The following is a 21,256-nucleotide window of genomic DNA, read 5'->3' as shown; positions in this document are numbered from 1 at the left end:
GCTACCGGCCGCCGCCCCGGGCCACGCAGTCGGCCAGATGGTCGTCGACCAGACCGCAGGCCTGCATCAGCGCGTACGCGGTCGTGGGGCCGACGAAGCGGATGGACCGCTTCTTCAGCTCCTTGGCCAGCGCGGTGGACTCCGGGGTGACCGCCGGGACGTCACCGAGGGCTCGCGGGGCCGGCCGCGTGGCCGGGTCCGGCGCGTACGACCAGATGAGCGCGTCCAGTTCGCCCTCGTCCCAGCCGGCCAGCACCTTGGCGTTGGCGAGCGTGGCGTCGATCTTCGCCCGGTTGCGGATGATCCCGGCGTCGGCGAGGAGCCGCTCCCTGTCCGCGTCGGTGAACTCCGCCACCGCGGAGATCTTGAATCCGGCGAAGGCGCTCCGGAAACCCTCCCTGCGGCGCAGGATCGTCAGCCAGGACAGCCCGGACTGGAACGCCTCCAGACAGAGCCGCTCGAAGAGGGCGTCGTCGCCGTGGACCGGGCGGCCCCACTCGGTGTCGTGATAGACGAGGTAGTCCTCCGTGGACAGGCCCCACGGGCAGCGCGGGCGCCCGTCCGCCGCCGGCTCGGCGCCGCTCACCGCTCGCCCTCCCCGCCGCGCGGGGGCTCCTCGGCCGCGGACGGCTCGCCCGGCCGCTTGAACAGGTCCGGACCGTTCACCGCGGTCGCCTGGGCCCCGGCGAGCGCCGACTCCAGCTCGGCGATGTGGGCGTCCCGCTCGGCGAGCTCCGCCCCCAGCCGGCCGAGGGCCTCGTCCACGTCCGCCATGCGGTAGCCGCGCACGGCCATCGGCAGCCGCATGGCCTCCACGTCGGCGCGGCCTACGGGACGGTTCGCGGGCAGCGGGTCGGTGAGCCGCTCGGGCTCGACGTCCTGCAGCACCGCGCTTCCGCCACCGCCGACCACCGCCAGGGTGACCGCGGCCACGACCACGGTCATCGTGAGCAGCAAGAACCAGAACACGCGCATCTCCCGGGGAGCGGAATACCTGTCCAGGTCAGATCGTGCCATGCGCCACCGACAGTTAGGGTCGCAGGCGGGCTACAGGGAGGAACCAGGAATGCGCAGCGGGACGCTCAGGCTGGGACGGCGGGAGTTCGGGCCGGAGGAACCGGTGATCATGGCGATCGTGAACCGGACTCCCGATTCCTTCTACGACCAGGGAGCGACCTTCCAGGACGCGGCCGCCCTCTCCCGGGTGGAGCAGGCCGTCGCGGAAGGTGCCGCGATCATCGACATCGGCGGGGTGAAGGCCGGCCCCGGCGAGGAGGTGACGGCACGGGAGGAGGCGCGCCGCACGGTCGGCTTCGTCTCCGAGGTGCGCCGCCGCCATCCGGACGTCGTGATCAGCGTGGACACCTGGCGGCACGACGTGGGCGAGGCCGTCTGCGAGGCCGGCGCCGACCTGCTGAACGACGCGTGGGGCGGTGTGGACCCGGAGCTGGCGGCTGTGGCCGCGCGTCACGGGGCGGGACTGGTGTGCACGCACGCGGGCGGGGCGGAACCCCGTACGCGCCCGCACCGGGTCGCGTACGACGACGTGATGGCGGACATCATGCGGGTGACCCTGGGGCTCGCCGAGCGGGCGGTGGAGCTCGGCGTCCGGCCGGACGGGATCATGATCGACCCCGGGCACGACTTCGGGAAGAACACCCGGCACTCGCTGGAGGCGACCCGCCGGCTGGACGAGATGACGGCCACGGGCTGGCCCGTGCTGGTCTCCCTCTCCAACAAGGACTTCGTCGGGGAGACGCTCGACAAGCCGGTCAAGGAACGCGTCATCGGCACGCTCGCCACGACCGCCGTGTCGGCGTGGCTGGGGGCGCGGGTGTACCGGGTGCACGAGGTGGCCGAGACCCGGCAGGTCCTGGACATGGTGGCGTCCGTCGCGGGCCACCGCGCGCCCGCGGTGGCCCGGCGGGGGCTGGCGTAGCCAAGACCGCACGGCCCGGCCCGCTGCCCGCCGGGACCGGCCCGGGCGTCCGCGTTCCGCCTCGGGCCGCCCGATCCGCCTCCCGGCCATCGCGCGGGCGCTCGGGGAGCACGGTCCGGTACGCCGGGACCCCTACCGCCCGACCTCCTTCGTCACCAGCCGGACCGCCTCGTCCACGTCGTCGGTGACGTGGAACAGCATCAGGTCCCGCTCGGACGCCTTGCCCCCCGCGACCACCGTGTCCCGCAGCCAGTCCACCAGGCCGCCCCAGTACGCCGTGCCGAACAGGACGATCGGGAAGCGCGTCACCTTGCCCGTCTGCACCAGGGTCAGCGCCTCGAAGAGCTCGTCCAGCGTGCCCAGTCCGCCGGGCAGGACGACGAAGCCCTGCGCGTACTTCACGAACATCGTCTTGCGGACGAAGAAGTAGCGGAAGTTGACGCCGATGTCGACATGTGGATTCAGACCGGACTCGAAGGGCAGCTCGATGCCGAGTCCGACCGAGACGCCGTTCGCCTCCCGCGCCCCCTTGTTCGCCGCCTCCATGGCCCCGGGACCACCGCCCGTGATGACCGCGAACCCCGCCTCGACCAGCGCCTTGCCGATCTGTACGCCCGCCTCGTAGTCCGCTCCGCCCGCCGGGGTGCGCGCGGAGCCGAAGACGCTGATGGCGCTGGGCAGTTCCGCCAGCGCGCCGAAGCCCTCCACGAACTCCGACTGGATCCGCATGACCCGCCAGGGGTCGGTGTGGACCCACTCGGAGTCGCCTTCGGAGTCCAGCAGCCGCTGATCGGTCGTGCCCGGCTGGACCTGGTCCCTGCGGCGCAGTACCGGACCCATTCGCTGTTCCTCGGGCTTCACCGCACCCTCGGGAATCTGCGCGCCCTCGGGGATCCGTGCGTCCTCCGGGTTGCCCATGACCTGCTCCCTCCGCCGACCTGCGATGTGCGTGTGTCGTCTCAGCGTAGATCGGCGGAGGTTACGCGCAGGGGAATGCCGTGAGTCAGCTGGTGAGCCACGAGCGGAGACGCTCCTCGCAGTGCGTGATCCTTTCGACCCGCACGTGCTCGTCCCGCTTGTGGGCGTACAGGGGGTCACCGGGCCCGTAGTTCACGGCGGGAATGCCGAGGGACCCGAAACGGGACACGTCCGTCCAGCCGAACTTGGGCAGCGCGATGCCGCCGACCGCCTCCATGAACGCCTTGGCCGCCGGGTGGGACAGGCCGGGCATGGCGGCGCCGGAGTGGTCGTCGACGACGAACTCGGCGACACCGCAGCCGGCGAAGACCTCCTGGACGTGCGCCTCGGCCTCGGCCGCCGTGCGGTCGGGGGCGTAGCGGTAGTTGACGACCAGGGTGCAGGCGTCCGGGATGACGTTGGTGGCGACGCCGCCCTCGATGCCCACGGCGTTGAGCCCTTCCCTGTACTCCAGCCCGTCGATGACCGGCCGGCGCGGCTCGTACGCGGCCAGCCGGGCCAGCGCCGGGGCGGCCGCGTGGATCGCGTTGGAACCCATCCAGCCGCGTGCGGAGTGCGACCGTTCGCCCTGGAATCGCAGATGGACCCGGAGCGTGCCCTGGCAGCCGCCCTCGACCTCGGCGTCGGAACCCTCGAGCAGGACGGCGAAGTCCGCCTCTAGCCACTCGGGGTGCGCCTCGGCCACGTGCCCGAGGCCGTTGAGGTGGGCGGCGACCTCCTCGTTGTCGTAGAAGATGAACGTGAGATCGCGGTTGGGTTCCGGCACCGTCGCCGCGATCCTGAGCTGGACGGCGACGCCCGACTTCATGTCGGAGGTCCCGCAGCCCCACAGCACGCCGTCCTCGTCGAGCCTGGACGGCACGTTGTCCGCGATCGGGACGGTGTCGATGTGTCCCGCCAGGACGACGCGCTCGGCGCGGCCCAGCCGCGTCCTGGCCACGATGTTGTTCCCGTGGCGGTCGACCGTCAGGTGCGGCAGCGGGCGCAGGGCCGCCTCGATGGCGTCGGCGAGCTCCTTCTCCTGCCCGCTGACCGAGGGGAAGTCGACCAGCCGGGCGGTGAGCTGCGGGCCGTCCAGGGCGAGGTCAAGCGTGTGTCCATCCATGGTCACGACCCTAAGGGACTTCGGCCCGCGCCCCGGTCGTACCCTCCAGTACGGTGGGCCCCGTGCCCCGGACCAGCTCCCTTCCCCGTCGCAGCCGCCTCTTCCGTTTCGCGGCCGCCTTCGCCGTGCTCGTGGCCCTGGCCGGCTATCTGGCCGTGCAGTACCTCTCCGGCCACAAGGGCGCGCCCCGCTGCACCGTGGCCTCGGCCGACGGAGGCGAGGGGCGTACGTACGAGATGAGCCCCGACCAGGCCGCCAACGCCGCCACGATCTCCGCCGTGGCCACCACGCGCGGGCTGCCGGAACGCGCGGTGACCATCGCGCTGGCGACCGCGCTGCAGGAGTCCGCGCTGCGCAACATCGACCACGGCGACCGGGACTCGCTCGGGCTCTTCCAGCAGCGGCCCTCCCAGGGATGGGGTACGCCCGAGCAGATCATGGACCCGGTCTACTCGTCCGGGGAGTTCTACGAGCACCTCGCGGAGGTCCCCGGCTACTCCCGGCTGCCGCTGACGGTCGCGGCCCAGCGGGTCCAGAAGAGCGGGTTCCCGCAGGCGTACGCCAAGCACGAGCCGGACGCCGCCCTGCTGGCCGCCGCGCTGACCGGACGCGCTCCCGCCTCGCTGTCCTGCTCGCTGCCCGCGTCGGCCGGCGGCCCCGGGGACGCCGCCGAGGTCCGGTCCCGCCTGGTGCGCGCCTTCGGCAAGGACGTGCTGCCCTCCACCTCGTCGGCGGGCGCCTCCGCGGCGGGCACGGTGTCGGTGCCCGTGCGCGCGGGGGACGACGCCGCGTCCAGGCGGGGCTGGGAGCTCGCCCACTGGGCGGTCGCGCAGGCCGGCACCCTGCGGATCGAAGAGGTCTCGTACGCGGGCCGGGTCTGGACCACCGACACGGGCTGGCGGACGGAACGTGCGGAATCGGGCGCCACAGCGGTCCGGATGCGGCTCGCGCAGTAGTGCGGACCGTCATCCGTACGGGCAGTCGGCCGCCCGCTCGACCCTCACTCCCGTCACCTCTTCGAGAGCCCCGCTCCCCGGGGTAATCGCCATGGCGGCAGCGGGAAGTGACGGTTCGTCGGACGGCCGGGGAATGGGCCGTTCGCCCGGGTTCCTCCGTTGCGGATAATCCGACGCATTACCCAGTCTTTACCTTGCTGGCCCGCAACCTTCCCTGCCCCACGACCGGTTGTTCAGTGCGTCCGATCACCGGACAGGCGGATCCCACATCCGCCGTGAACCATTGACGTCCCGTCGAAGGAGCATCATGTCCCTCCCCCTGACCCGCCGGATCGCCCGTGCCGCGCTGCTGATCGCCGCGGGTGCGGCCCCCGTGGTCGGCGCGGCCGGTGCCGCGGGTGCCGCGGGGCTCCCGCAGACCCCGGCACTCGGCGGCCTCACCTCGCTCGACGGCGCCGGAGTCAGCAGCACGCTGGACTCCGCCTCGAAGCAGGGCTCCGCGGTGGCGAACGAGACCGGCGGCAAGGTGGTCGGCACGACCCTGCCCGCCGCGGGCAGGACCCTCGAGGCGGCCGGCACCGTGGCGGACGGTGAGCTCTCGGAGGACTCCCTCCCGGCCAAGGGCCTGCCCACCGAGGGCCTGCCGACCGGGAACCTGCCCACCAAGGGCCTGCCGATCGGCTGATCCGCCGGAGCGCGCGCGGTGGCGACGCGCGAAGGGGCCTCGGGAGTGCGCACTCCCGAGGCCCCTCGGCACATCCCGGGGCGGACGCCCGGCTCAGGACAGCCGCTTGACCGCCGCGTCCACGCGCTCGTCCGAGGCCGTCAGCGCCACCCGTACGAAGCGGTCTCCGGCCGGCCCGTAGAAGTCACCCGGTGCCACCAGGATGCCGAGCTCCGACAGGTGCGCCACGGTCTCCCAGCACGGCTCGTCCCGGGTGGCCCAGAGGTAGAGGCTCGCCTCGCTGTGCTCGATCCGGAAGCCGTGGGCCTCCAGCGCCGCACGCAGAGCTGTGCGCCGCCTCGCGTAGCGCGCCCGCTGTTCCGCCACGTGCGCGTCGTCCGCCAGTGCCGCGACCGTCGCCGCCTGGACCGGGGCCGGCGTCATCATCCCGCCGTGCTTGCGGATCTGGAGCAGCTCGCCGAGGACGGCCGCGTCGCCCGCGACGAAGGCCGCGCGGTAGCCGGCGAGGTTGGAACGCTTGGAGAGCGAGTGGACGGCGACGATGCCCTCGTACGTACCGCCGCAGACGTCCGCGTGGAGCACGGAGACGGGCTCCGCCTCCCAGCCAAGCTCCAGGTAGCACTCGTCACTGAAGAGCAGCACACCGTGCTCGCGCGCCCAGGCCACGACGCGGGTCAGCTCGTCCTTCGGCAGGACGCGGCCCGTCGGGTTGGACGGTGAGTTGAGCCAGAGAAGCTTCAGGCCCCGGGGGTCCAGGTCCGTCGGGTCGTCGTAGACGACGGGTTCGGCACCGCAGAGCCGCGCGCCGACCTCGTACGTCGGGTACGCGAGCCGCGGGTAGGCGACCTTGTCGCCCGCGCCGAGCCCGAGCTGGGTCGGCAGCCAGGCGACGAGTTCCTTGGAGCCGACGACCGGCAGCACGTTCTCGTGGGTCACCCCGGCCGCGCCGAGCCTGCGCTCCACCCAGCCGGTCAGCGCGTCGCGCAGAGCCTCGGTCCCCCACACCGTCGGATAACCGGGGCTGTCCGCGGCGGCGACCAGCGCCCGCTGGATCAGCTCGGGCACCGGGTCGACGGGCGTGCCGACCGACAGGTCCACGAGGCCGTCCGGATGGGCCACGGCCGTCGCCTTGTAGGGCGCGAGCTTGTCCCAGGGGAAGACCGGGAGACGGGAGGAGACGGGCACTGCTGCGGACACGGGACTCTGCTTTCTCGTACGGGGGACTTCGCGGCCGGGAAACACCTCGGTCCCGCACGGTGACGAGCCGTACGGGACCGGGCGGCGCTCGTGCGGCCGCTTACTGGTTCTGCGGCGGCAACGCGGCGATGAACGCGTGGTCGCGCTCGATGAGACCCAGCTTGGAGGCGCCACCCGGCGAGCCGAGGTCGTCGAAGAACTCGACGTTCGCCTTGTAGTAGTCCTTCCACTCCTCCGGGGTGTCGTCCTCGTAGAAGATGGCCTCGACCGGGCACACCGGCTCACAGGCTCCGCAGTCGACGCACTCGTCCGGATGGATGTACAAGGACCGTGAGCCCTCGTAGATGCAGTCGACGGGGCACTCTTCGATGCAGGCCTTGTCCTTCACGTCGACACAAGGCTGCGCGATGACGTAGGTCACGCTGTCGTTCCTCCTCGGTAGGGCGTTGGCTCTCGCGCGGGAGCGCGGCGTCGTCGATGCCCGCCCCTAGTATCTCCGTTCCGGGGCACGATCCGAACAGGAGGGGCGGACAGAGCTGTGGAATTCACTATCGGCGGACGACTCGAGGTTCGCCTGACACCCGCTGACGTGGGCAAACGGGTATCCGTCCGGTGTGCCGTCGGTGTCCCTGCCGAGGGCGCGAAGTTCACCGACACGGTCGGGGTTCTCACATCGTGGGACGACGAAGTGCTGTCCGTCACGACGAGGGCGGGCGAGAACGTCCGCATCGCGCAGTCCTCCCTGGTGGCGGGCAAGGTGGTCCCCGCGGCCCCGGCACGCCGCCGGGGTCCGGCGGCCTCCTTCGACGAGCTCGCCCGGGCGACCGCGCGCGCCTGGCAGCCGGTGGAGAGCGAACTCCTGGGCGGCTGGCGGCTGCGCGCGGCCGGAGGGTTCACCCGCCGGGCCAACTCCGTGCTTCCGCTCGGCGATCCGGGCCTGCCGGTCGGCGAGGCGCTCGGGCGTGTCCGGCACTGGTACGGGGAACGCGGCCTGCCCGCCTACATCCAGACGGCCACGGGTGCCGAGGGCACACAGGAAGGGCTCTGCGCGGATCTGGAGGACCACGGATGGCGGCGCGAGGTGACGGCGGAGGTGCGGATCGCGGCGCTGGCGCCGGTGGGCGACCTGGACACGGACGTCTCCGCCGTGCGCGTGTCCCGCGAGCCGGACAGCGCGTGGCTCTCACGGTACGGGCGCTCCGTGACCCCGGGCCCTCACGTGCTGAAGGTGCTGGGCAGCGGCCCTTCGGTGTGGTTCGCCTCCGTGCCGGGCGACGGTCCGGCCTCGGCGCCCGCCGCGATCGGGCGCTGCGTGGTGGACGGCCGCTGGGCGGGGTTCATGGCCGTCGAGGTGGCCCCGGAGTGCCGGCGCCGCGGTCTGGCCACGGCCGTCATGACGGCGCTGGCCCGCACCGCGCTCGACGAAGGCGCCTCTGCCGCGTGGCTCCAGGTCGAGGCGGACAATGAAGGTGCCCGTGCGCTGTACGACGGCATGGGCTTCGCCACCCACCACCGCTACCACCACTTCCGGCCCGCGTAGCGGGAACAGCAGCAGGGACACATGTCACATGAGCGCTGAGGATCCCGGCACGGCCGCACGACGGCAGCGGTTCGCGCAGGAGGCGCGGGCCGAACGGCCCGACCTCGCGCTGCTGTGCCTGCTGCTGGGAGCGGAAGCCTCCCCGCCGTCCGCCGGGGACGCCGATCCGTACGGCGTCGACGCGGCGCAGATCGAGTTGGACCGGCTGGCCGGCCTCCTCCCGTACGGAGCCCGCGGCGCCCGCGCGTGGGCGTCCGCGCTCGCCGGGCTGCTCGGTGAACGCTGCGGTTTCGCGGGCTCGTCCCAGGACTACCAACGGCTCGACTCGTCCGTGCTCCAGCAGGTGCTGCGGCGTCGCAGAGGACTGCCCATCCTGCTGTCCGTGGTCTGGATCGAGGTCGCGCGGAGGGCCGGGGCTCCCGTGTACGGGGTGGCACTCCCGGGCCACTACGTGGTCGGTTTCGGCGACCCGTCCGAGCGGGTGCTGGTCGACCCCTTCGCCGGTGGCGCCCCGCTGAGCGGCGAGGACGCGGAGCTGATGGTGGCGGGGGCGACCGGGCAGCCGCTGGAGTCGTCGATGCTGGTGCCCGCACGCCCTCTGGAGACGGTGCTGCGTGTCCTGAACAACGTCCGCGCCTGGGCGGCGGCGCGCCCCGAGCGTACGGACGTGGCGCTGTGGGCCCTCGAGCTCTCCCTGCTGCTGCCCTCGCACCCGGCGAGGCTCCGCTACGAGCGGGCCCAGCTCCTCGTGCAGCGTGGGGAGTTCATGCGCGGGGCGGCGGAGATGGACGAGTACGCCGAGATCGTCGACGGCATCGAGCCGACGGCCGCCGAGGCCATCCGGCACCGCGCCCAGGCCGCCAGGGCGCTGCTGAACTAGGCCGGAGGTGACGGCCGGCAGAGGGGCGAGGCGGCAGGCCCCGGCCACGTCGGTCATTCGCCCTGTGAACGCGTGGCCGACGCCATTCGGGGACGAAGCGTCCGTAACGCCGCACCGCCGACGTCAGGTGTTGCCGGTGCGGCGATCGGATGAGGACCCCTCGTGCACACCTCTTGACGTGTCCAGGCTGAGAGCGGTTACATCGGCGCATCGAGAGAGCGCTCTCTTGCCTCTCGAGTTCCGTCGTGCCCCTACCACGACCCAGGAGATGTCATCCATGCACGTTCCCCCCACGAACCCGGCGGCCCCCACCGCCCCTCGCCGGCACCGCCGGTCGAAAGCGCTCGGCTTCGCCGCGCTCGCCGTTTCCCTGCTCATGGCCTTCCCCACCGCCCAGTCGGCGTTCGGTGAAGAGGCCGGGGAAGTGGCCGGCGGCGGCGACCTCGGCCCCAACGTGCTGGTCTTCGACCCCTCGACGCCGGACATCCAGGGCAAGGTCGACGAGATCTTCAGGAAGCAGGAGTCCGCGCAGTTCGGCAGCGACCGCTACGCGCTGATGTTCAAGCCTGGCACGTACAACGACATCAACGCCCAGATCGGCTTCTACACCTCCATCGCCGGACTCGGCCTGAAGCCCGACGACACCACGTTCAACGGCGATGTCACCGTGGACGCCGGCTGGTTCGACGGCAACGCCACCCAGAACTTCTGGCGCTCGGCCGAGAACCTGGCCCTCGACCCCGTCAACGGCACCAACCGCTGGGCCGTCTCCCAGGCGGCCCCCTTCCGCCGCATGCACGTCAAGGGCGGCCTCAACCTCGCACCCGACGGCTACGGCTGGGCCAGCGGCGGCTACATCGCCGACAGCAAGATCGACGGCCAGGTCGGCCCGTACTCCCAGCAGCAGTGGTACACCCGCGACAGCTCCGTCGGCAGCTGGGGCAACGGCGTCTGGAACATGACCTTCTCCGGCGTCGAGGGCGCCCCCGCCCAGAGCTTCCCCGAACCCCCCTACACCACACTGGACACCACTCCGGTCTCCCGGGAGAAGCCCTTCCTCCACCTCGACGGCGACACCTACAAGGTCTTCGTCCCCGCCAAGCGCACAGACGCACGCGGGGTCTCGTGGGAGGGCACCCCGCAGGGCGAGTCCATCCCCCTCGACCAGTTCTACGTGGTGAAGCCGGGCGCGACCGCGCAGACGATCAACACGGCCGTGGACCAGGGCCTGCACCTGCTGTTCACCCCGGGGGTCTACCACGTCGACGAGACCATCGAGATAGACCGCGCGAACACCGTCGCCCTCGGCCTCGGCCTCGCCACCGTCATCCCGGACAACGGGGTGACCGCGATCAGGGTCGGTGACGTCGACGGCGTCAAGCTCGCCGGACTCCTCGTGGACGCGGGACCGGTGAACTCCGAGACGCTCATCGAGGTCGGCCCCGACGGCGCCTCGGGTGACCACTCGGCCAACCCGACGTCGTTGCAGGACGTGTTCGTGCGCATCGGAGGCGCGGGCCCCGGAAAGGCGACCACCAGCATCGTCGTGAACAGCGACGACGTGGTCATCGACCACACCTGGGTCTGGCGCGCCGACCACGGCGAGGGCGTCGGATGGGAGACCAACCGGGCCGACTACGGCGTCCACGTCAAGGGCGACGACGTCCTGGCCACCGGTCTGTTCGTCGAGCACTTCAACAAGTACGACGTCCAGTGGTCCGGTGAGAACGGCAGGACGATCTTCTTCCAGAACGAGAAGGCGTACGACGCCCCCGACCAGGCCGCCATCCAGAACGGCGACATCAAGGGGTACGCCGCTTACAAGGTCGACGACTCCGTCACCACCCACGAGGGCTGGGGCATGGGCAGTTACTGCTACTTCAACGTCGACCCGACCATCCGCCAGCAGCACGGTTTCCAGGCCCCGGTGAAGCCCGGGGTGAAGTTCCACGACCTGCTCGTCGTGTCCCTCGGCGGCCAGGGCCAGTACGACCACGTCATCAACGAGACCGGATTCCCCACGTCGGGTACGGACACCGTTCCCTCCCAGGTGGTCTCCTTCCCCTGACACGGTGACGGACGGAGCCCGGCCGCGCTCGCGGCCGGGCTCCGTCCGTCCGGGCCGCACACGGCGGGCGGCGGCTCCCTCACGGGCCGGCTGTCCACGTGGGCGGCCACGGCCGCCCACCGCCGGGGTCCACGACGCCGCCCCCGCCCGGAGACCCGGACGGGGGCGGTCGCACGGAGGTCGCCCGGCCCGTCAGCCGGCGCCGTTCAGATCGATCGCGACGGTGCGCTCGGCAGGGGTCTTGCCCAGCAGGGCGCCCTGCATGGCCTGGGCCACGTCGGTGGAGCTGACCTGGTGCTTCTTCCCGTCACCCTTGGTGATCATGACGCCGTCGAAGACGCCGTCGAGCAGGGTGTCGATCGCCTCCCGGTCGTAGACGGGGACCAGCTTGCCGTCCACCGGCTTCATGGACAGGATCTGCGGCAGCGACCTCGCGGGGCCGAAGTCGATCTCCTTGGGTCCGGCCTTGATCGTGATCAGCCCGGACATCGCCGGCTCGGCGAACTCCTTCATCGCCCGGTCCAGCTCGGCCTTGGTGATGGTCGGCTCGGTGGCGGCCACGGGCAGTTCGACGACGGCCGGTTCGCCGGTCTGCACCTGCGCCCGGTAGGCATCACGTACGGAGATCATCGACCGGTTGACGTCCAGCGACTTCCCCGCCTTGCCGGGGACGGCCACGGCCTTGTTCGGCTCGAACCTGATCGTGCCGTCGTCGGCGGAACCGGAGACGCCCGCCAGGTCGCTCAGCGCGACCCCGAGCTTCTCCTCGTCGACGGGGATCACCGGGTCGGCGGGACGGGCCCCGCCGAACAGGGAGCCGATGACCGAGACCGGGTTGTAGTCGCTTCCGGCCGCGCCACGGACGGTCTCCTGGCTGTCCAGGGTGAGACCGGCCTTCTCGGGGTCGAGCTTCTCCTCCTTGCCGTCCACGGACAGCCGGAGGGGCGACTGGGCGCGCTTGCCGAGGGCGGCCTCGAGCTTGGTGACCGCCTCCTGCTTCGTGCCGCCGCCGATGTCGACGCCGAGCACGGTGGTGCCCTTGGGGACCTCCGAGTGGTTCATCAGCAGGCCGGCGCCGTAGGCCAGGCCGAACAGCACGAAGACGGCCACGCCCAGGAGGACCAGCTTGGAGCGGCCCTTCCTGGCGGGCGGCGCGGCCTTGGGCGCGGGCCGGGGAGCGGATGCGGGGGCCTGGGCGCCCGTGTCCGCGGGGCCGCCGCCCACGGGGCCGTCGGCCGGCCGGATCCCGCCGGGTCCGCCCGGGAACGCCGAGCGGGGCTCCGAGGGGATGACGGGGATGCCGCTGGTGAGCGTGTCACCCGAGACATGACCGCCGGGGCCGGGCCCCGGGGCCGGCGCGGGTGCCTGCGGCGTGAGGATCGCGGTGTCGTCGGACATCCGCGGGGGTGCACCGCCGGGTCCGCCCGGCCGGGGGCCGGACGGACCGCCGGGCGCGCCGGGAAGACGGTCGAGATCCGGTGTGAGCGACGAACTCCCGGTCACCGGACCTGCGGTGGGGCCGGAGGGACCCGGGCCGCCGGGAGGCCGCACGCCGGGGTTCGGCGTGGGCCGGGGGCCGGAGTCCAGGTCGTCCAGGGCGCTGCGGCCCGGGCGGGGGGCGCCGCCCCGGTCGCCGGTCTGCTGAGGACCGTCCGGGAAGTACGGCGAGTCCGTGTGCGGCGGGGTCGGGCCGGACCCACGGCCGGCACCGGAGGGCCCACCGGGGACATGACCACCCTGACCCGGACCGGAACCCTGGCCGGGACCGGGGCCCTGACCGGGACCGGAACCCTGACCGGGGCCCTGGCCGGGACCGGGCACTCCCGCGGCCGAAGCCGCGGGGGCCTGGCCCGTGCCCGGTACGGCGGCCGGAGCCTTGCGCGGGGCGAACCAGTCGCTGCCGCTCTTCTCCCTGGCCGGCTTCTCGGCCGGGGACTCGGCGCCCTGACCGCCGTCACGCGTGTCGGGTCCGGCGCCCGGCGCGCCACCGGGCGCCGGCGCGGGTGCGCCGGGCCCCGGGGTGCTGCCGGTGCGCTCGGGGTCCGGACGGCCACCGGAGGGGTCCGTGTCACTCATGGGCGTGCGCATGACGACAGGCGGGATCGGACGCGATCCCGGGATGTTGATCCGGATGCGCGTCGTCAGCGTCGTCTCTGTTCTGGGCTCCTCGGGCTGAGGCGGGTCCGCAGGCTCCGGAGTCTCCTCCGGTCCGTCCTGAGACGGGTGCAGCGACGGATACTGGCGTGATCCGTACGGCGGCGTACCCGATGGGTACGCGGCTCCGCCGCGCCCCTGGGGCCCGGAGGACGAACTGTCAGTTTCACGACTCAAAGCAGGTTCTCCCGATTGGCTCCGCCGCCCGTACTTCCCCCATGCCGCAGGCCAGGGGACGGCTCGGCGCGCGCACCACCATACTGGCCGCCACCGTAAGACTCTCCGCGCCCGGGGGGAACAAGGATGCCCTCTTCACCACTCGGAGGGGCAATCCGGGAGCGGACATAGCACATCACGTGGCAGTTCGGCCGGTGTCGTCGGCCGGATGTGGCAGCCGCGTCATCGTGGCACACATCACAGCGACGGCCATCGTCCCGAGCATGAAGAGCGCCAGACCGATCTCCTCCCCGAAGACGTAGTCGCCCTCGGGGCGCCCGCCCAGGAGGAGGACGACCGCGATGAACCAGCCCACCGCCGGTACGAGCGCGCCGAGCTGGGTCCCCATCAGCACCCGGCCGCCGTAGAACAGCCCTGCCGAGGCGGCGAGCGACAGCAGCAACCCGCCCGGGAACAGGGCCGCCTGGAGGACGGTGCCCGCGATCCCGGCGGCCGCGCCCAGCACCGCGAGACCCACGTACAGGGGAATCCGCGAAGGGTCGGGCCGTGCGGCGAGACCCGTGGGGGTGGGCTCCCTGGGCGGGGCGTTGGTGCGCGGCGCCTGCGACGAGGCGCGCGGCCTCTGCCTGCTGCTCATGTCTGCGCTCCTGGTGCGGGGACCGCGTCCGGAACTCCCGCGAAGAGGTCGTGCTCCCGGGGACCGTCGCCCCCGCCGGGGTTGCCCCGCGCCAACTCGTAGTACTCGGTGGTGAAGACGGGCTGTCCCAGGTCGTTCGAAAGAGCGAAGAAGGGGCCGTCCACGGCGATCTGGGTGGCGTGTGCCCGCATCGCGGCGGTCTTCGCCGCGGCGTACGCCGAACCGTCGATCTCCGCCGTGATCCGCGCGTCGTCCACGACGCCCGGTACGTCGTCCACCGAGGCGATGCCCGGGAAGGCCGCGGGGGCGGTACTCCGCAGCCGCGCGAAGGCCTCCTCGGCCACGGAACGGGGCACCCTGTTCCAGTAGGTCTTGGCGATGGCGTGAGGGGCCCCGGCGCCGGCGTCGTAGGCGGGGTCGGCGGCCAGCTCGGCCGCGCGCGTCGCGACGCGGTGCGCCTGGATGTGGTCGGGGTGGCCGTAACCGCCGTCCGGGTCGTACGTGATCAGCACCTGGGGGCGCAGGGAGCGGATCACTCCGACGAGATGACCGGCCGCCTCGTCGACGGGGGTGGCCCAGAAGGCCCCGGGCCGGTGGTTCTGTTCGGTGCCCATCATCCCGGAGTCGCGGAACCGCCCGGGGCCGCCCAGGAACCGGTGGTCGGTGACCCCGAGCTCCCGCATCGCGGCCGCGAGTTCACCCACGCGGTGGTCCCCCAGGCCGCCGTCCCGGTCCGCGGCGAGGTGGGCGAGGCCGGGTGGGATGACCTCGCCCTCCTCGCCCAGGGTGCACGTCACCAGGGCGACGTGGGCACCCTCGGCCGCGTACCTGGCCATGGTGGCGCCGTTGTTGATCGACTCGTCGTCGGGGTGCGCGTGCACCAGGAGCAGACGGCGGGCGGGAACGTCCTTCATGGGACCACCCTACGAGCAGGCGGTCCCCGGGGCCGAACGCCCCACGGCGACCGGGGGTCCCGGCGGCGCGCCCGTCAGAACTTGATGCCCCCGATCATGCCTGCGACGTTCGACGTCACCTCCGAGATGGTCGGTGCGATCGACGAGCTCGCGAGGTAGAACCCGAGCAGCATGCAGACCACCGCGTGTCCGCCCTTCAGTCCGGATTTCCGGATCAGCAGGAAGACGACGATCGCCAGCAGCACCACCGCCGAAATCGAGAGTGCCACGGCGGTTCACCTCCATCAGTACGGTCGGGACGGGCAGCACACATGGAGCCAGCAGGTTCATACCCACCGAGCGCTACGGATCATAACTATCCGTGCCGACGCATTGATCGGGGCACAGCAGCACGAGGGGCGCACGGACCGGCCCTCGCGGGCTAGGTTCGGGGCCATGACCTCGCAGAAGCTGTCCTTTCCCCGCCAGCACGCCCGGACCCAGCGGTTCACTCTCGGCGCACCCCGGGCCTTCACCGTCTCACCGGATGGGACGCGGGTGCTCTTCCTCCGCTCGTCCTCCGGCACCGACCGGACGAACCGGCTCCTGGTGCTGGACACCGGTACGGGCGAGGAGCGGACCGCCGCCGACCCCGATGTCCTGCTGGGCGGTTCGGCGGAGAAGCTGTCGCCGCAGGAGAGGGCACGGCGCGAGCGGACCAGGGAGGGCTCGGCGGGCATCGTGGCCTACGCGGTGGACGCCGCGGCCGAGTTGGCGGCCTTCGCGCTCTCCGGCAAGGCGTACGTCGCCGAGTTGAGGGCGGGCACGGCGCGCGCCCTGCCGGTACCGGGGCCCGTGATCGATCCCCGCCCGTCCCCCGACGGCCGGCACGTCGCCTACGCCACCCGGGGCGCCCTGCGCGTGGTGGGGGCGGAGGGCGACGGCGACCGGCCGCTCGCCGAGCCGGAGGACGCGCACGTCTCGTACGGCGTCGCGGAGTTCGTCGCGGCGGAGGAGATGGGCCGCTACCGCGGCTTCTGGTGGTCCCCGGAGTCGGACCGCCTGCTCGTCGCCCGGGTCGACGACGGCGCCGTGCAGCGGTGGTGGATCGCCGATCCGGCCAACCCCGGGAGCAAGCCCGCCGAGGTGGGCTATCCGGCCGCGGGGACGGCCAACGCCGAGGTGGGGCTGGCCCTGGTGGGACTGGACGGTTCACGCACGGAGGTCGTGTGGGACCGGTCCCGTTTTCCGTATCTGGCCCGCGTCCACTGGTCCTCGCACGGCGCCCCGCTGCTTCTCGTGCAGGCCCGTGACCAGCGCAGCCAGCTGTATCTGGCCGTCGACACGGAGACCGGCTCGACCCGCACGGTGCACGTCGACGAGGACCCCGTCTGGCTTGATCTTTTCGCCGGGGTGCCCGCCTGGGCGCCCGACGGCCGGCTCGTGCGGATCGCCGACGAGGGCGGCGTCCGGGTGCTCTCGGTGGGCGGCCGGCCCCTGACCGGCAGCAGGCTGCACGTCCAGGCGGTGCTGGACATCGGGGAGTCGGACATCCTGGTGCAGGCGACCGCGGGCGAGGGCGCGGCGGACCCGGAGACGGGGCAGAGCCATGTGTACCGGGTCAACGAGCTGGGCGTGGAGCGCGTCAGCGAGGGCGCCGGCGTGCACTCCGCGGTGCGCGCCGGAGATGTGACGGTGCTGGTCTCGGCGTCCCTGGAGCACCCCGGAACGGCGGTGCGGGTGCTGCGGGACGGCAAGCGGACCGCCGCTGTGGCGAATCTCGCCCAGGAACCGGTGCTGACCGCGAGAGTGCGTCTCACGGAGGGGGGCGCACGGCGGATTCCGTGCGCCGTGCTGCTTCCCACCGGGTACGAGGAATCGGACGGTCCGCTCCCGGTCCTGATGGACCCCTACGGCGGCCCGCACGGACCCAGGGTGGTCGCCGCCCACAATCCGCACCTCACGTCGCAGTGGTTCGCGGATCACGGTTTCGCCGTGGTCGTCGCCGACGGCCGGGGCGCGCCGGGCCGTTCACCCGGCTGGGAGAAGGCGGTGAGGGACGATCTCACCCTCACGCTCGACGACCAGGTCGAGGCGCTGCACGCACTGGCGGAGCGCTTCCCTCTGGACCTCTCGAAGGTGGCCGTGCGCGGCTGGTCCTACGGCGGCTACCTCTCCGCGCTGGCGGTGCTGCGCCGCCCCGAGGTCTTCCACGCGGCCGTCGTGGGAGCCCCGGTGACGGACTGGCGGCTGTACGACACCCACTACACCGAGCGCTACCTCGGCGACCCCGCGAAGCAGCCCGAGGTGTACGCCCGCAACTCCCTGGTGACCGACGCGGGGCTCTCCGGAGCCGACGAGCGCGTACGGCCGATGATGATCGTCCACGGCCTGGCCGACGACAACGTGGTGGTCGCCCACGCGCTGCGGCTCTCGTCCGCGCTGCTGGCGGCCGGACGCCCGCACGAGGTGCTGCCGCTGAGCGGGGTGACGCACATGACCCCGCAGGAGCAGGTGGCCGAGAACCTGCTGCTGCTCCAGGTGGACTTCCTCAAGCGGTCCCTGGGACTCCCCCGGGCTTAGCGGCGGCCTGTCACCAGCCGGGCGGCGGGGACGCGGGCGGCGGCGGGGAACCGTGGCCGCCTTGCGGATAGCCGTAGCCCGGCGCACCGTCTTGCGGACAGCCGTAACCGGGCGCACCGCCCTGCGGACAGCCGTAGCCGCCGTAGCCCTCGTTCTGTCCGTCGGCGCTCTCGAATCCCCTGCGTGCCAGGACGAGCAGCGCCGTCGCCCCGGCGAAGGCGAAGAGGAACGGGGTGAGCACGACGAGCTGTTGCTCGGCCGGCGCCTCGCCGATGTGTTCCAGCCACGCGTTGTCGACGTACCGGGCGATCCCGCAGCCGCCGGAGACCAGCAGGAACCCGGCAAGGACCATGCCGAGCGGACGGGCGTGGACGGCGCGGAAGAGCGCGGTCCACGCCACCACCAGACACGCCGTCCCGAGTACCGCGCTGCTCCAGCCCGGCGGGGCGGCGGTCAGCCCGAGGGTGAGCGCCTCGCCGCCGATGAACCAGTCGGGATAGAGCTGGTCCGGCAGCCGGAAGGCCTGCCGGACCTCCCAGGCGATCATGACGGCCCCCGAAACGCCGAGTACCAGGAAGGCCGTGACGCCGGCACCCCGGCCGGGCCGGGTCGGCCGGTGCTCGTGGGAGGCCTCGGGCCGTCTGCGGCCGGCGGCGCCGGCGACGACGAGCGCGAGGGCGGCGGCGAGGGTGACGAAGGTGCTGATGAGGGCGCGGGTGCGCAGTTCGTCGCTGAACCGCCCGTCCATCCAGGACGAGCCGATGGTCCAGACGCCCGGCAGGCGGAGGGCGAGCGTGACCAGCCCGGTGACGACCAGGGTGGACGCGGCCACCGGGGAGCGCAGCGCGGCGAACAGGGCGAGGACGTGGACGACGAGCAGCACCGGGTCGGCCTGCAGGGTGGTGGGCAGTTCCCTCGGCCACCCGCCCGTGTGACCGGCCCAGTAGCGCAGCAGTGCGCCCGGGTCGCCGACGGCCCGTAGGTCCCGCACGATCCAGCCCGCGACGAGGGCCGCGAGCACGGCACACAGCACCGCTCCGGTGACTCTGGCTCCCCGTGTGAGTATCACCCCTGCGATACTCCACCGCGGTCCGCCGATGGACAAGGGGACCTGTGGGGGCGGGCGGCGACGGGCAACCGGCCGGGGCGACGTGATGGACGCCCCGGCCGGTTCACGGCACCCGCACGGCCGTACGCTCACCAGAGTGGGGCGTTCGTATATCGGTGTGACGACGGCGGAGTTGCCTCTGTGTTAACCCCGTGACGGCCTTTCGGCATCCTCCGTCACGCGTGGCCGGGCGCGTTCGGTCCACCCTCCTCGCCGGGCGGGAACGCCGGCCGGTCGTCGTCGGACGGCTCCCGCAGCGCTTCCTGGGGCACGACCCGCTTCTCCTCGGCGAAGTGGCAGGCCGAGTCGTGCCGGGCCGGTGTCGCCGTGTCCCGGAAGGCCGCCGGTACCGCGAGCAGCGGGACCTCCTGCGCGCACCGCTCCTGCGCCTTCCAGCAGCGTGTGCGGAAGCGGCAGCCGGACGGGATGTTCGCCGGGGAGGGGACGTCCCCGTGCAGGATGATCCGCTCGCGGTGCTCACGGGCCGTCGGGTCGGGCACGGGGACGGCCGACAGGAGTGCCTGGGTGTACGGGTGCGTGGGGTGGTCGTAGATCTCCTCGTCCGTGCCCATCTCGACGATGCGCCCCAGGTACATGACGCCGACCCGGTCCGAGATGTGCCGGACGATCGACAGGTCGTGCGCGATGAAGAGGAAGCTCAGGTCGAAAGCGCTCTGCAGCCGGTCCAGCAGGTTGACGACCTGGGCCTGGACCGACACGTCGAGCGCGGAGACCGGCTCGTCGGCGACGATGATCTCCGGGTTGAGCGCGAGGCCCCGGGCGATCCCGATGCGCTGGCGCTGGCCGCCGGAGAACTGGTGCGGATACCGGTTGACGTACTCCGGGTTCAGACCGACGACGTCGAGCAGGTCCTGCACCTTCTGCCGGCGGCTCCCCCTTGGCGCCACCTCGGGGTGGATCTCGTACGGCTCCCCGATGATGTCGCCGACCGTCATCCGCGGGTTGAGCGAGGTGTACGGGTCCTGGAACACCATCTGGATGTTGCGGCGCACGGCCTTCAGCGCCCGGCCGGACAGCTTGGTGACGTCCTCGCCCTTGTACCGGATCACGCCGGCGGTCGGCGGTTCCAGGTGCACCAGCATCCTGGCGACGGTCGACTTGCCGCAGCCGGACTCCCCCACGATGCCGAGCGTCTCGCCCGCGGCGAGGTCGAAGTCCACCCCGTCGACGGCCTTGACCGCGCCGATCCGCTTCTTGAAGAGGATGCCCCGGGTCAGCGGGTAGTGCTTGACCAGTCCACGCACCTCCAGGATGGGATCGCCCCCGGCGTACGGCCGCGTGGGGCCCGTCTCCCGCGCCTCGGGCAGCAGGGTGGGACCCCCGCCCGGGCCGTCCTCGCGTCCCGCGCCCTCAGCGCGCATCGAGGGTCTCCTTCCAGAAGTGGCAGGCGCTCCTGCGTTCCTCGTCCACGGTGTAGAGCGGGGGCACGTCCGTGCGGCACACGGCCTGCGCCATGGGACAGCGCGGGTGGAAGGCGCAGCCGGGCGGGATGTGCAGGAGGTTGGGCGGCAGGCCCTTGATCGCGTACAGCTCCTGGCCCTTCTGGTCCAGGCGCGGGATCGATTTCAACAGGCCCTTGGTGTACGGGTGGGCGGGCGCCGCGTAGATCTCGTGGACCGGCGAGGTCTCGACGATCCGGCCGGCGTACATGACCGCGATCCTGTCGGCGACGTCCGCGACCACACCGAGGTCGTGGGTGATGAGGATCAGCCCCATGCTGAGTTCGCGCTGCAGTTCCGCGAGCAGCTCCATCACCTGGGCCTGGACCGTCACGTCGAGGGCGGTGGTGGGTTCGTCGGCGATGATGAGGTCGGGCTCCAGGGCCAGCGCCATCGCGATCATGATGCGCTGGCGCATGCCGCCGGAGAACTGGTGCGGGAAGTCGCCGACCCGTTCGCGCGCGGCCGGAATGCGCACCCGGTCCATCAGCTCGATGGCCTTGGCCTTGCCGTCGCCGCGGGACATACCGCGGTGCACGACGAACATCTCGCCGAGCTGCGCCCCCACGCTGAGCACCGGGTTCAGCGAGGACAGCGCGTCCTGGAAGATCATGGCCATCTCCTGGCCCCGGATCCTGCGGCGTTCCTCCGGCTTCAGCTTCAGCAGGTCGCGGCCCTGGAAGAGGACCTCTCCCCCGCTGATCCTCCCCGGCGGGGTGTCGAGGATGCCCATGATCGCCTGGGCGGTGACGGACTTGCCCGAGCCGGACTCGCCGAGCACGGCGAGCGTCTCGCCCTCGGCCACCGAGTAGTTGACCCCGTTGACGGCCTTGGCGACGCCGTCGCGGGTGTGGAACTCCACGTGCAGATCGCGTACTTCGAGCAGCATGGCGGTG

Annotated in this window: 20 protein-coding genes; 7 read left to right on the top strand and 13 right to left on the bottom strand. The window is 72.4% G+C overall.

The features are described from left to right. Position 1 precedes the first annotated feature (1 nt). The gene (locus ACHFIV_RS04065) at positions 2 to 586 is read right to left on the bottom strand and encodes a DNA-3-methyladenine glycosylase I (RefSeq protein WP_398963514.1); all 585 of its coding nucleotides are present in this window, start codon (positions 584 to 586) and stop codon (positions 2 to 4) included. Then, positions 583 to 975 carry a DivIVA domain-containing protein gene (locus ACHFIV_RS04060; protein ID WP_398964206.1) on the bottom strand — a complete coding sequence of 131 codons (393 nt, stop codon included), beginning with the start codon at positions 973 to 975 and terminating at the stop codon, positions 583 to 585. Before ACHFIV_RS04060 ends, ACHFIV_RS04065 begins: the two co-directional genes overlap by 4 nt. Positions 976 to 1,066: 91 nt before the next feature. Between ACHFIV_RS04060 and folP the strand changes: the two genes are divergently transcribed. After that, positions 1,067 to 1,939: a dihydropteroate synthase gene (gene folP / locus ACHFIV_RS04055; protein WP_398963511.1), complete on the top strand. Its 873-nt coding sequence runs from the start codon at positions 1,067 to 1,069 to the stop codon at positions 1,937 to 1,939. A 132-nt stretch (positions 1,940 to 2,071) separates the two neighbouring features. Here folP and ACHFIV_RS04050 read toward each other — a convergent pair whose 3' ends face one another. Continuing rightward, positions 2,072 to 2,857 (bottom strand): TIGR00730 family Rossman fold protein, encoded by a 786-nt coding sequence (locus ACHFIV_RS04050; RefSeq protein WP_398963509.1) that lies wholly within the window; start codon positions 2,855 to 2,857, stop codon positions 2,072 to 2,074. An 85-nt stretch (positions 2,858 to 2,942) separates the two neighbouring features. After that, the gene (gene dapE / locus ACHFIV_RS04045) at positions 2,943 to 4,022 is read right to left on the bottom strand and encodes a succinyl-diaminopimelate desuccinylase (RefSeq protein WP_398963506.1); all 1,080 of its coding nucleotides are present in this window, start codon (positions 4,020 to 4,022) and stop codon (positions 2,943 to 2,945) included. Between the two features lie 62 nt (positions 4,023 to 4,084). Between dapE and ACHFIV_RS04040 the strand changes: the two genes are divergently transcribed. Both ACHFIV_RS04040 and ACHFIV_RS04035 read left to right on the top strand, forming a co-directional pair. Then, positions 4,085 to 4,978, top strand: coding sequence for a hypothetical protein (locus ACHFIV_RS04040; RefSeq protein ID WP_398963503.1), 894 nt, complete (start codon positions 4,085 to 4,087; stop codon positions 4,976 to 4,978). Positions 4,979 to 5,285: 307 nt separating this feature from the next. Further along, the gene (locus ACHFIV_RS04035) at positions 5,286 to 5,663 is read left to right on the top strand and encodes an ATP-binding protein (RefSeq protein ID WP_398963500.1); all 378 of its coding nucleotides are present in this window, start codon (positions 5,286 to 5,288) and stop codon (positions 5,661 to 5,663) included. A gap of 93 nt (positions 5,664 to 5,756) precedes the next feature. On the opposite strand, the gene dapC is transcribed toward ACHFIV_RS04035, so the two are convergent. Both dapC and fdxA read right to left on the bottom strand, forming a co-directional pair. Beyond that, positions 5,757 to 6,860, bottom strand: coding sequence for a succinyldiaminopimelate transaminase (gene dapC, locus ACHFIV_RS04030; RefSeq protein WP_398963498.1), 1,104 nt, complete (start codon positions 6,858 to 6,860; stop codon positions 5,757 to 5,759). A 100-nt stretch (positions 6,861 to 6,960) separates the two neighbouring features. Continuing rightward, positions 6,961 to 7,281 (bottom strand): ferredoxin, encoded by a 321-nt coding sequence (fdxA, locus tag ACHFIV_RS04025; RefSeq protein ID WP_014154250.1) that lies wholly within the window; start codon positions 7,279 to 7,281, stop codon positions 6,961 to 6,963. Positions 7,282 to 7,398: 117 nt separating this feature from the next. Between fdxA and ACHFIV_RS04020 the strand changes: the two genes are divergently transcribed. The 3 genes from ACHFIV_RS04020 (at position 7,399) to ACHFIV_RS04010 (ending at position 11,348) form a co-directional block, all read left to right on the top strand. Further along, the gene (locus ACHFIV_RS04020) at positions 7,399 to 8,400 is read left to right on the top strand and encodes a GNAT family N-acetyltransferase (RefSeq protein ID WP_398963495.1); all 1,002 of its coding nucleotides are present in this window, start codon (positions 7,399 to 7,401) and stop codon (positions 8,398 to 8,400) included. Positions 8,401 to 8,428: 28 nt separating this feature from the next. Beyond that, positions 8,429 to 9,280 (top strand): transglutaminase-like domain-containing protein, encoded by an 852-nt coding sequence (locus tag ACHFIV_RS04015; RefSeq protein WP_398963492.1) that lies wholly within the window; start codon positions 8,429 to 8,431, stop codon positions 9,278 to 9,280. A gap of 277 nt (positions 9,281 to 9,557) precedes the next feature. Beyond that, on the top strand, positions 9,558 to 11,348 hold the full coding sequence (locus ACHFIV_RS04010; protein WP_398963490.1) for a coagulation factor 5/8 type domain-containing protein: 1,791 nt from the start codon (positions 9,558 to 9,560) through the stop codon (positions 11,346 to 11,348). Positions 11,349 to 11,540: 192 nt separating this feature from the next. On the opposite strand, the gene ACHFIV_RS04005 is transcribed toward ACHFIV_RS04010, so the two are convergent. From ACHFIV_RS04005 to ACHFIV_RS03990, 4 genes are all read right to left on the bottom strand, one after another. Then, the gene (locus tag ACHFIV_RS04005) at positions 11,541 to 13,679 is read right to left on the bottom strand and encodes a hypothetical protein (RefSeq protein WP_458575924.1); all 2,139 of its coding nucleotides are present in this window, start codon (positions 13,677 to 13,679) and stop codon (positions 11,541 to 11,543) included. Positions 13,680 to 13,854: 175 nt separating this feature from the next. Next, positions 13,855 to 14,316 (bottom strand): DUF6113 family protein, encoded by a 462-nt coding sequence (locus tag ACHFIV_RS04000; protein ID WP_398963485.1) that lies wholly within the window; start codon positions 14,314 to 14,316, stop codon positions 13,855 to 13,857. Then, the gene (gene mshB / locus ACHFIV_RS03995) at positions 14,313 to 15,230 is read right to left on the bottom strand and encodes an N-acetyl-1-D-myo-inositol-2-amino-2-deoxy-alpha-D-glucopyranoside deacetylase (RefSeq protein WP_398963482.1); all 918 of its coding nucleotides are present in this window, start codon (positions 15,228 to 15,230) and stop codon (positions 14,313 to 14,315) included. The genes ACHFIV_RS04000 and mshB overlap by 4 nt, the downstream gene beginning before the upstream one ends. 74 nt (positions 15,231 to 15,304) lie before the next feature. Continuing rightward, on the bottom strand, positions 15,305 to 15,499 hold the full coding sequence (locus tag ACHFIV_RS03990) for a hypothetical protein (RefSeq protein ID WP_014154257.1): 195 nt from the start codon (positions 15,497 to 15,499) through the stop codon (positions 15,305 to 15,307). Positions 15,500 to 15,665: 166 nt separating this feature from the next. Here ACHFIV_RS03990 and ACHFIV_RS03985 point away from each other — a divergent pair, with 166 nt between their 5' ends. Then, positions 15,666 to 17,792 carry a S9 family peptidase gene (locus ACHFIV_RS03985; protein WP_398963478.1) on the top strand — a complete coding sequence of 709 codons (2,127 nt, stop codon included), beginning with the start codon at positions 15,666 to 15,668 and terminating at the stop codon, positions 17,790 to 17,792. Between the two features lie 10 nt (positions 17,793 to 17,802). On the opposite strand, the gene ACHFIV_RS03980 is transcribed toward ACHFIV_RS03985, so the two are convergent. From ACHFIV_RS03980 to ACHFIV_RS03970, 3 genes are all read right to left on the bottom strand, one after another. Next, positions 17,803 to 18,861, bottom strand: a complete 1,059-nt coding sequence (locus tag ACHFIV_RS03980; RefSeq protein WP_398963475.1) for a hypothetical protein — start codon at positions 18,859 to 18,861, stop codon at positions 17,803 to 17,805. A 215-nt stretch (positions 18,862 to 19,076) separates the two neighbouring features. Continuing rightward, the gene (locus tag ACHFIV_RS03975; RefSeq protein ID WP_398963473.1) at positions 19,077 to 20,282 is read right to left on the bottom strand and encodes an ABC transporter ATP-binding protein; all 1,206 of its coding nucleotides are present in this window, start codon (positions 20,280 to 20,282) and stop codon (positions 19,077 to 19,079) included. Further along, positions 20,272 to 21,249, bottom strand: coding sequence for an ABC transporter ATP-binding protein (locus tag ACHFIV_RS03970; RefSeq protein ID WP_398963470.1), 978 nt, complete (start codon positions 21,247 to 21,249; stop codon positions 20,272 to 20,274). The genes ACHFIV_RS03975 and ACHFIV_RS03970 overlap by 11 nt, the downstream gene beginning before the upstream one ends. Between the last annotated feature and the right edge of the window lie 7 nt (positions 21,250 to 21,256).

Source organism: Streptomyces sp. ALB3, assembly GCF_044385685.1.
GTDB lineage: Bacteria > Actinomycetota > Actinomycetes > Streptomycetales > Streptomycetaceae > Streptomyces.
Note: the sequence above shows the minus strand (reverse complement) of the source record. Positions and strands in the feature narration are given on the sequence as shown.

What these genes read in the sequence shown, in the direction of transcription:
- ACHFIV_RS04060 (WP_398964206.1), bottom strand. Translation starts at nt 975, where the DNA reads ATGCGCGTGTTCTGGTTCTTGCTGCTCACGATGACCGTGGTCGTGGCC.
- folP (WP_398963511.1), top strand. Translation starts at nt 1,067, where the DNA reads ATGCGCAGCGGGACGCTCAGGCTGGGACGGCGGGAGTTCGGGCCGGAG.
- ACHFIV_RS04050 (WP_398963509.1), bottom strand. Translation starts at nt 2,857, where the DNA reads ATGGGCAACCCGGAGGACGCACGGATCCCCGAGGGCGCGCAGATTCCC.
- dapE (WP_398963506.1), bottom strand. Translation starts at nt 4,022, where the DNA reads ATGGATGGACACACGCTTGACCTCGCCCTGGACGGCCCGCAGCTCACC.
- ACHFIV_RS04035 (WP_398963500.1), top strand. Translation starts at nt 5,286, where the DNA reads ATGTCCCTCCCCCTGACCCGCCGGATCGCCCGTGCCGCGCTGCTGATC.
- ACHFIV_RS04015 (WP_398963492.1), top strand. Translation starts at nt 8,429, where the DNA reads ATGAGCGCTGAGGATCCCGGCACGGCCGCACGACGGCAGCGGTTCGCG.
- ACHFIV_RS04010 (WP_398963490.1), top strand. Translation starts at nt 9,558, where the DNA reads ATGCACGTTCCCCCCACGAACCCGGCGGCCCCCACCGCCCCTCGCCGG.
- ACHFIV_RS04000 (WP_398963485.1), bottom strand. Translation starts at nt 14,316, where the DNA reads ATGAGCAGCAGGCAGAGGCCGCGCGCCTCGTCGCAGGCGCCGCGCACC.
- mshB (WP_398963482.1), bottom strand. Translation starts at nt 15,230, where the DNA reads ATGAAGGACGTTCCCGCCCGCCGTCTGCTCCTGGTGCACGCGCACCCC.
- ACHFIV_RS03985 (WP_398963478.1), top strand. Translation starts at nt 15,666, where the DNA reads ATGACCTCGCAGAAGCTGTCCTTTCCCCGCCAGCACGCCCGGACCCAG.
- ACHFIV_RS03975 (WP_398963473.1), bottom strand. Translation starts at nt 20,282, where the DNA reads ATGCGCGCTGAGGGCGCGGGACGCGAGGACGGCCCGGGCGGGGGTCCC.
- ACHFIV_RS03970 (WP_398963470.1), bottom strand. Translation starts at nt 21,249, where the DNA reads ATGCTGCTCGAAGTACGCGATCTGCACGTGGAGTTCCACACCCGCGAC.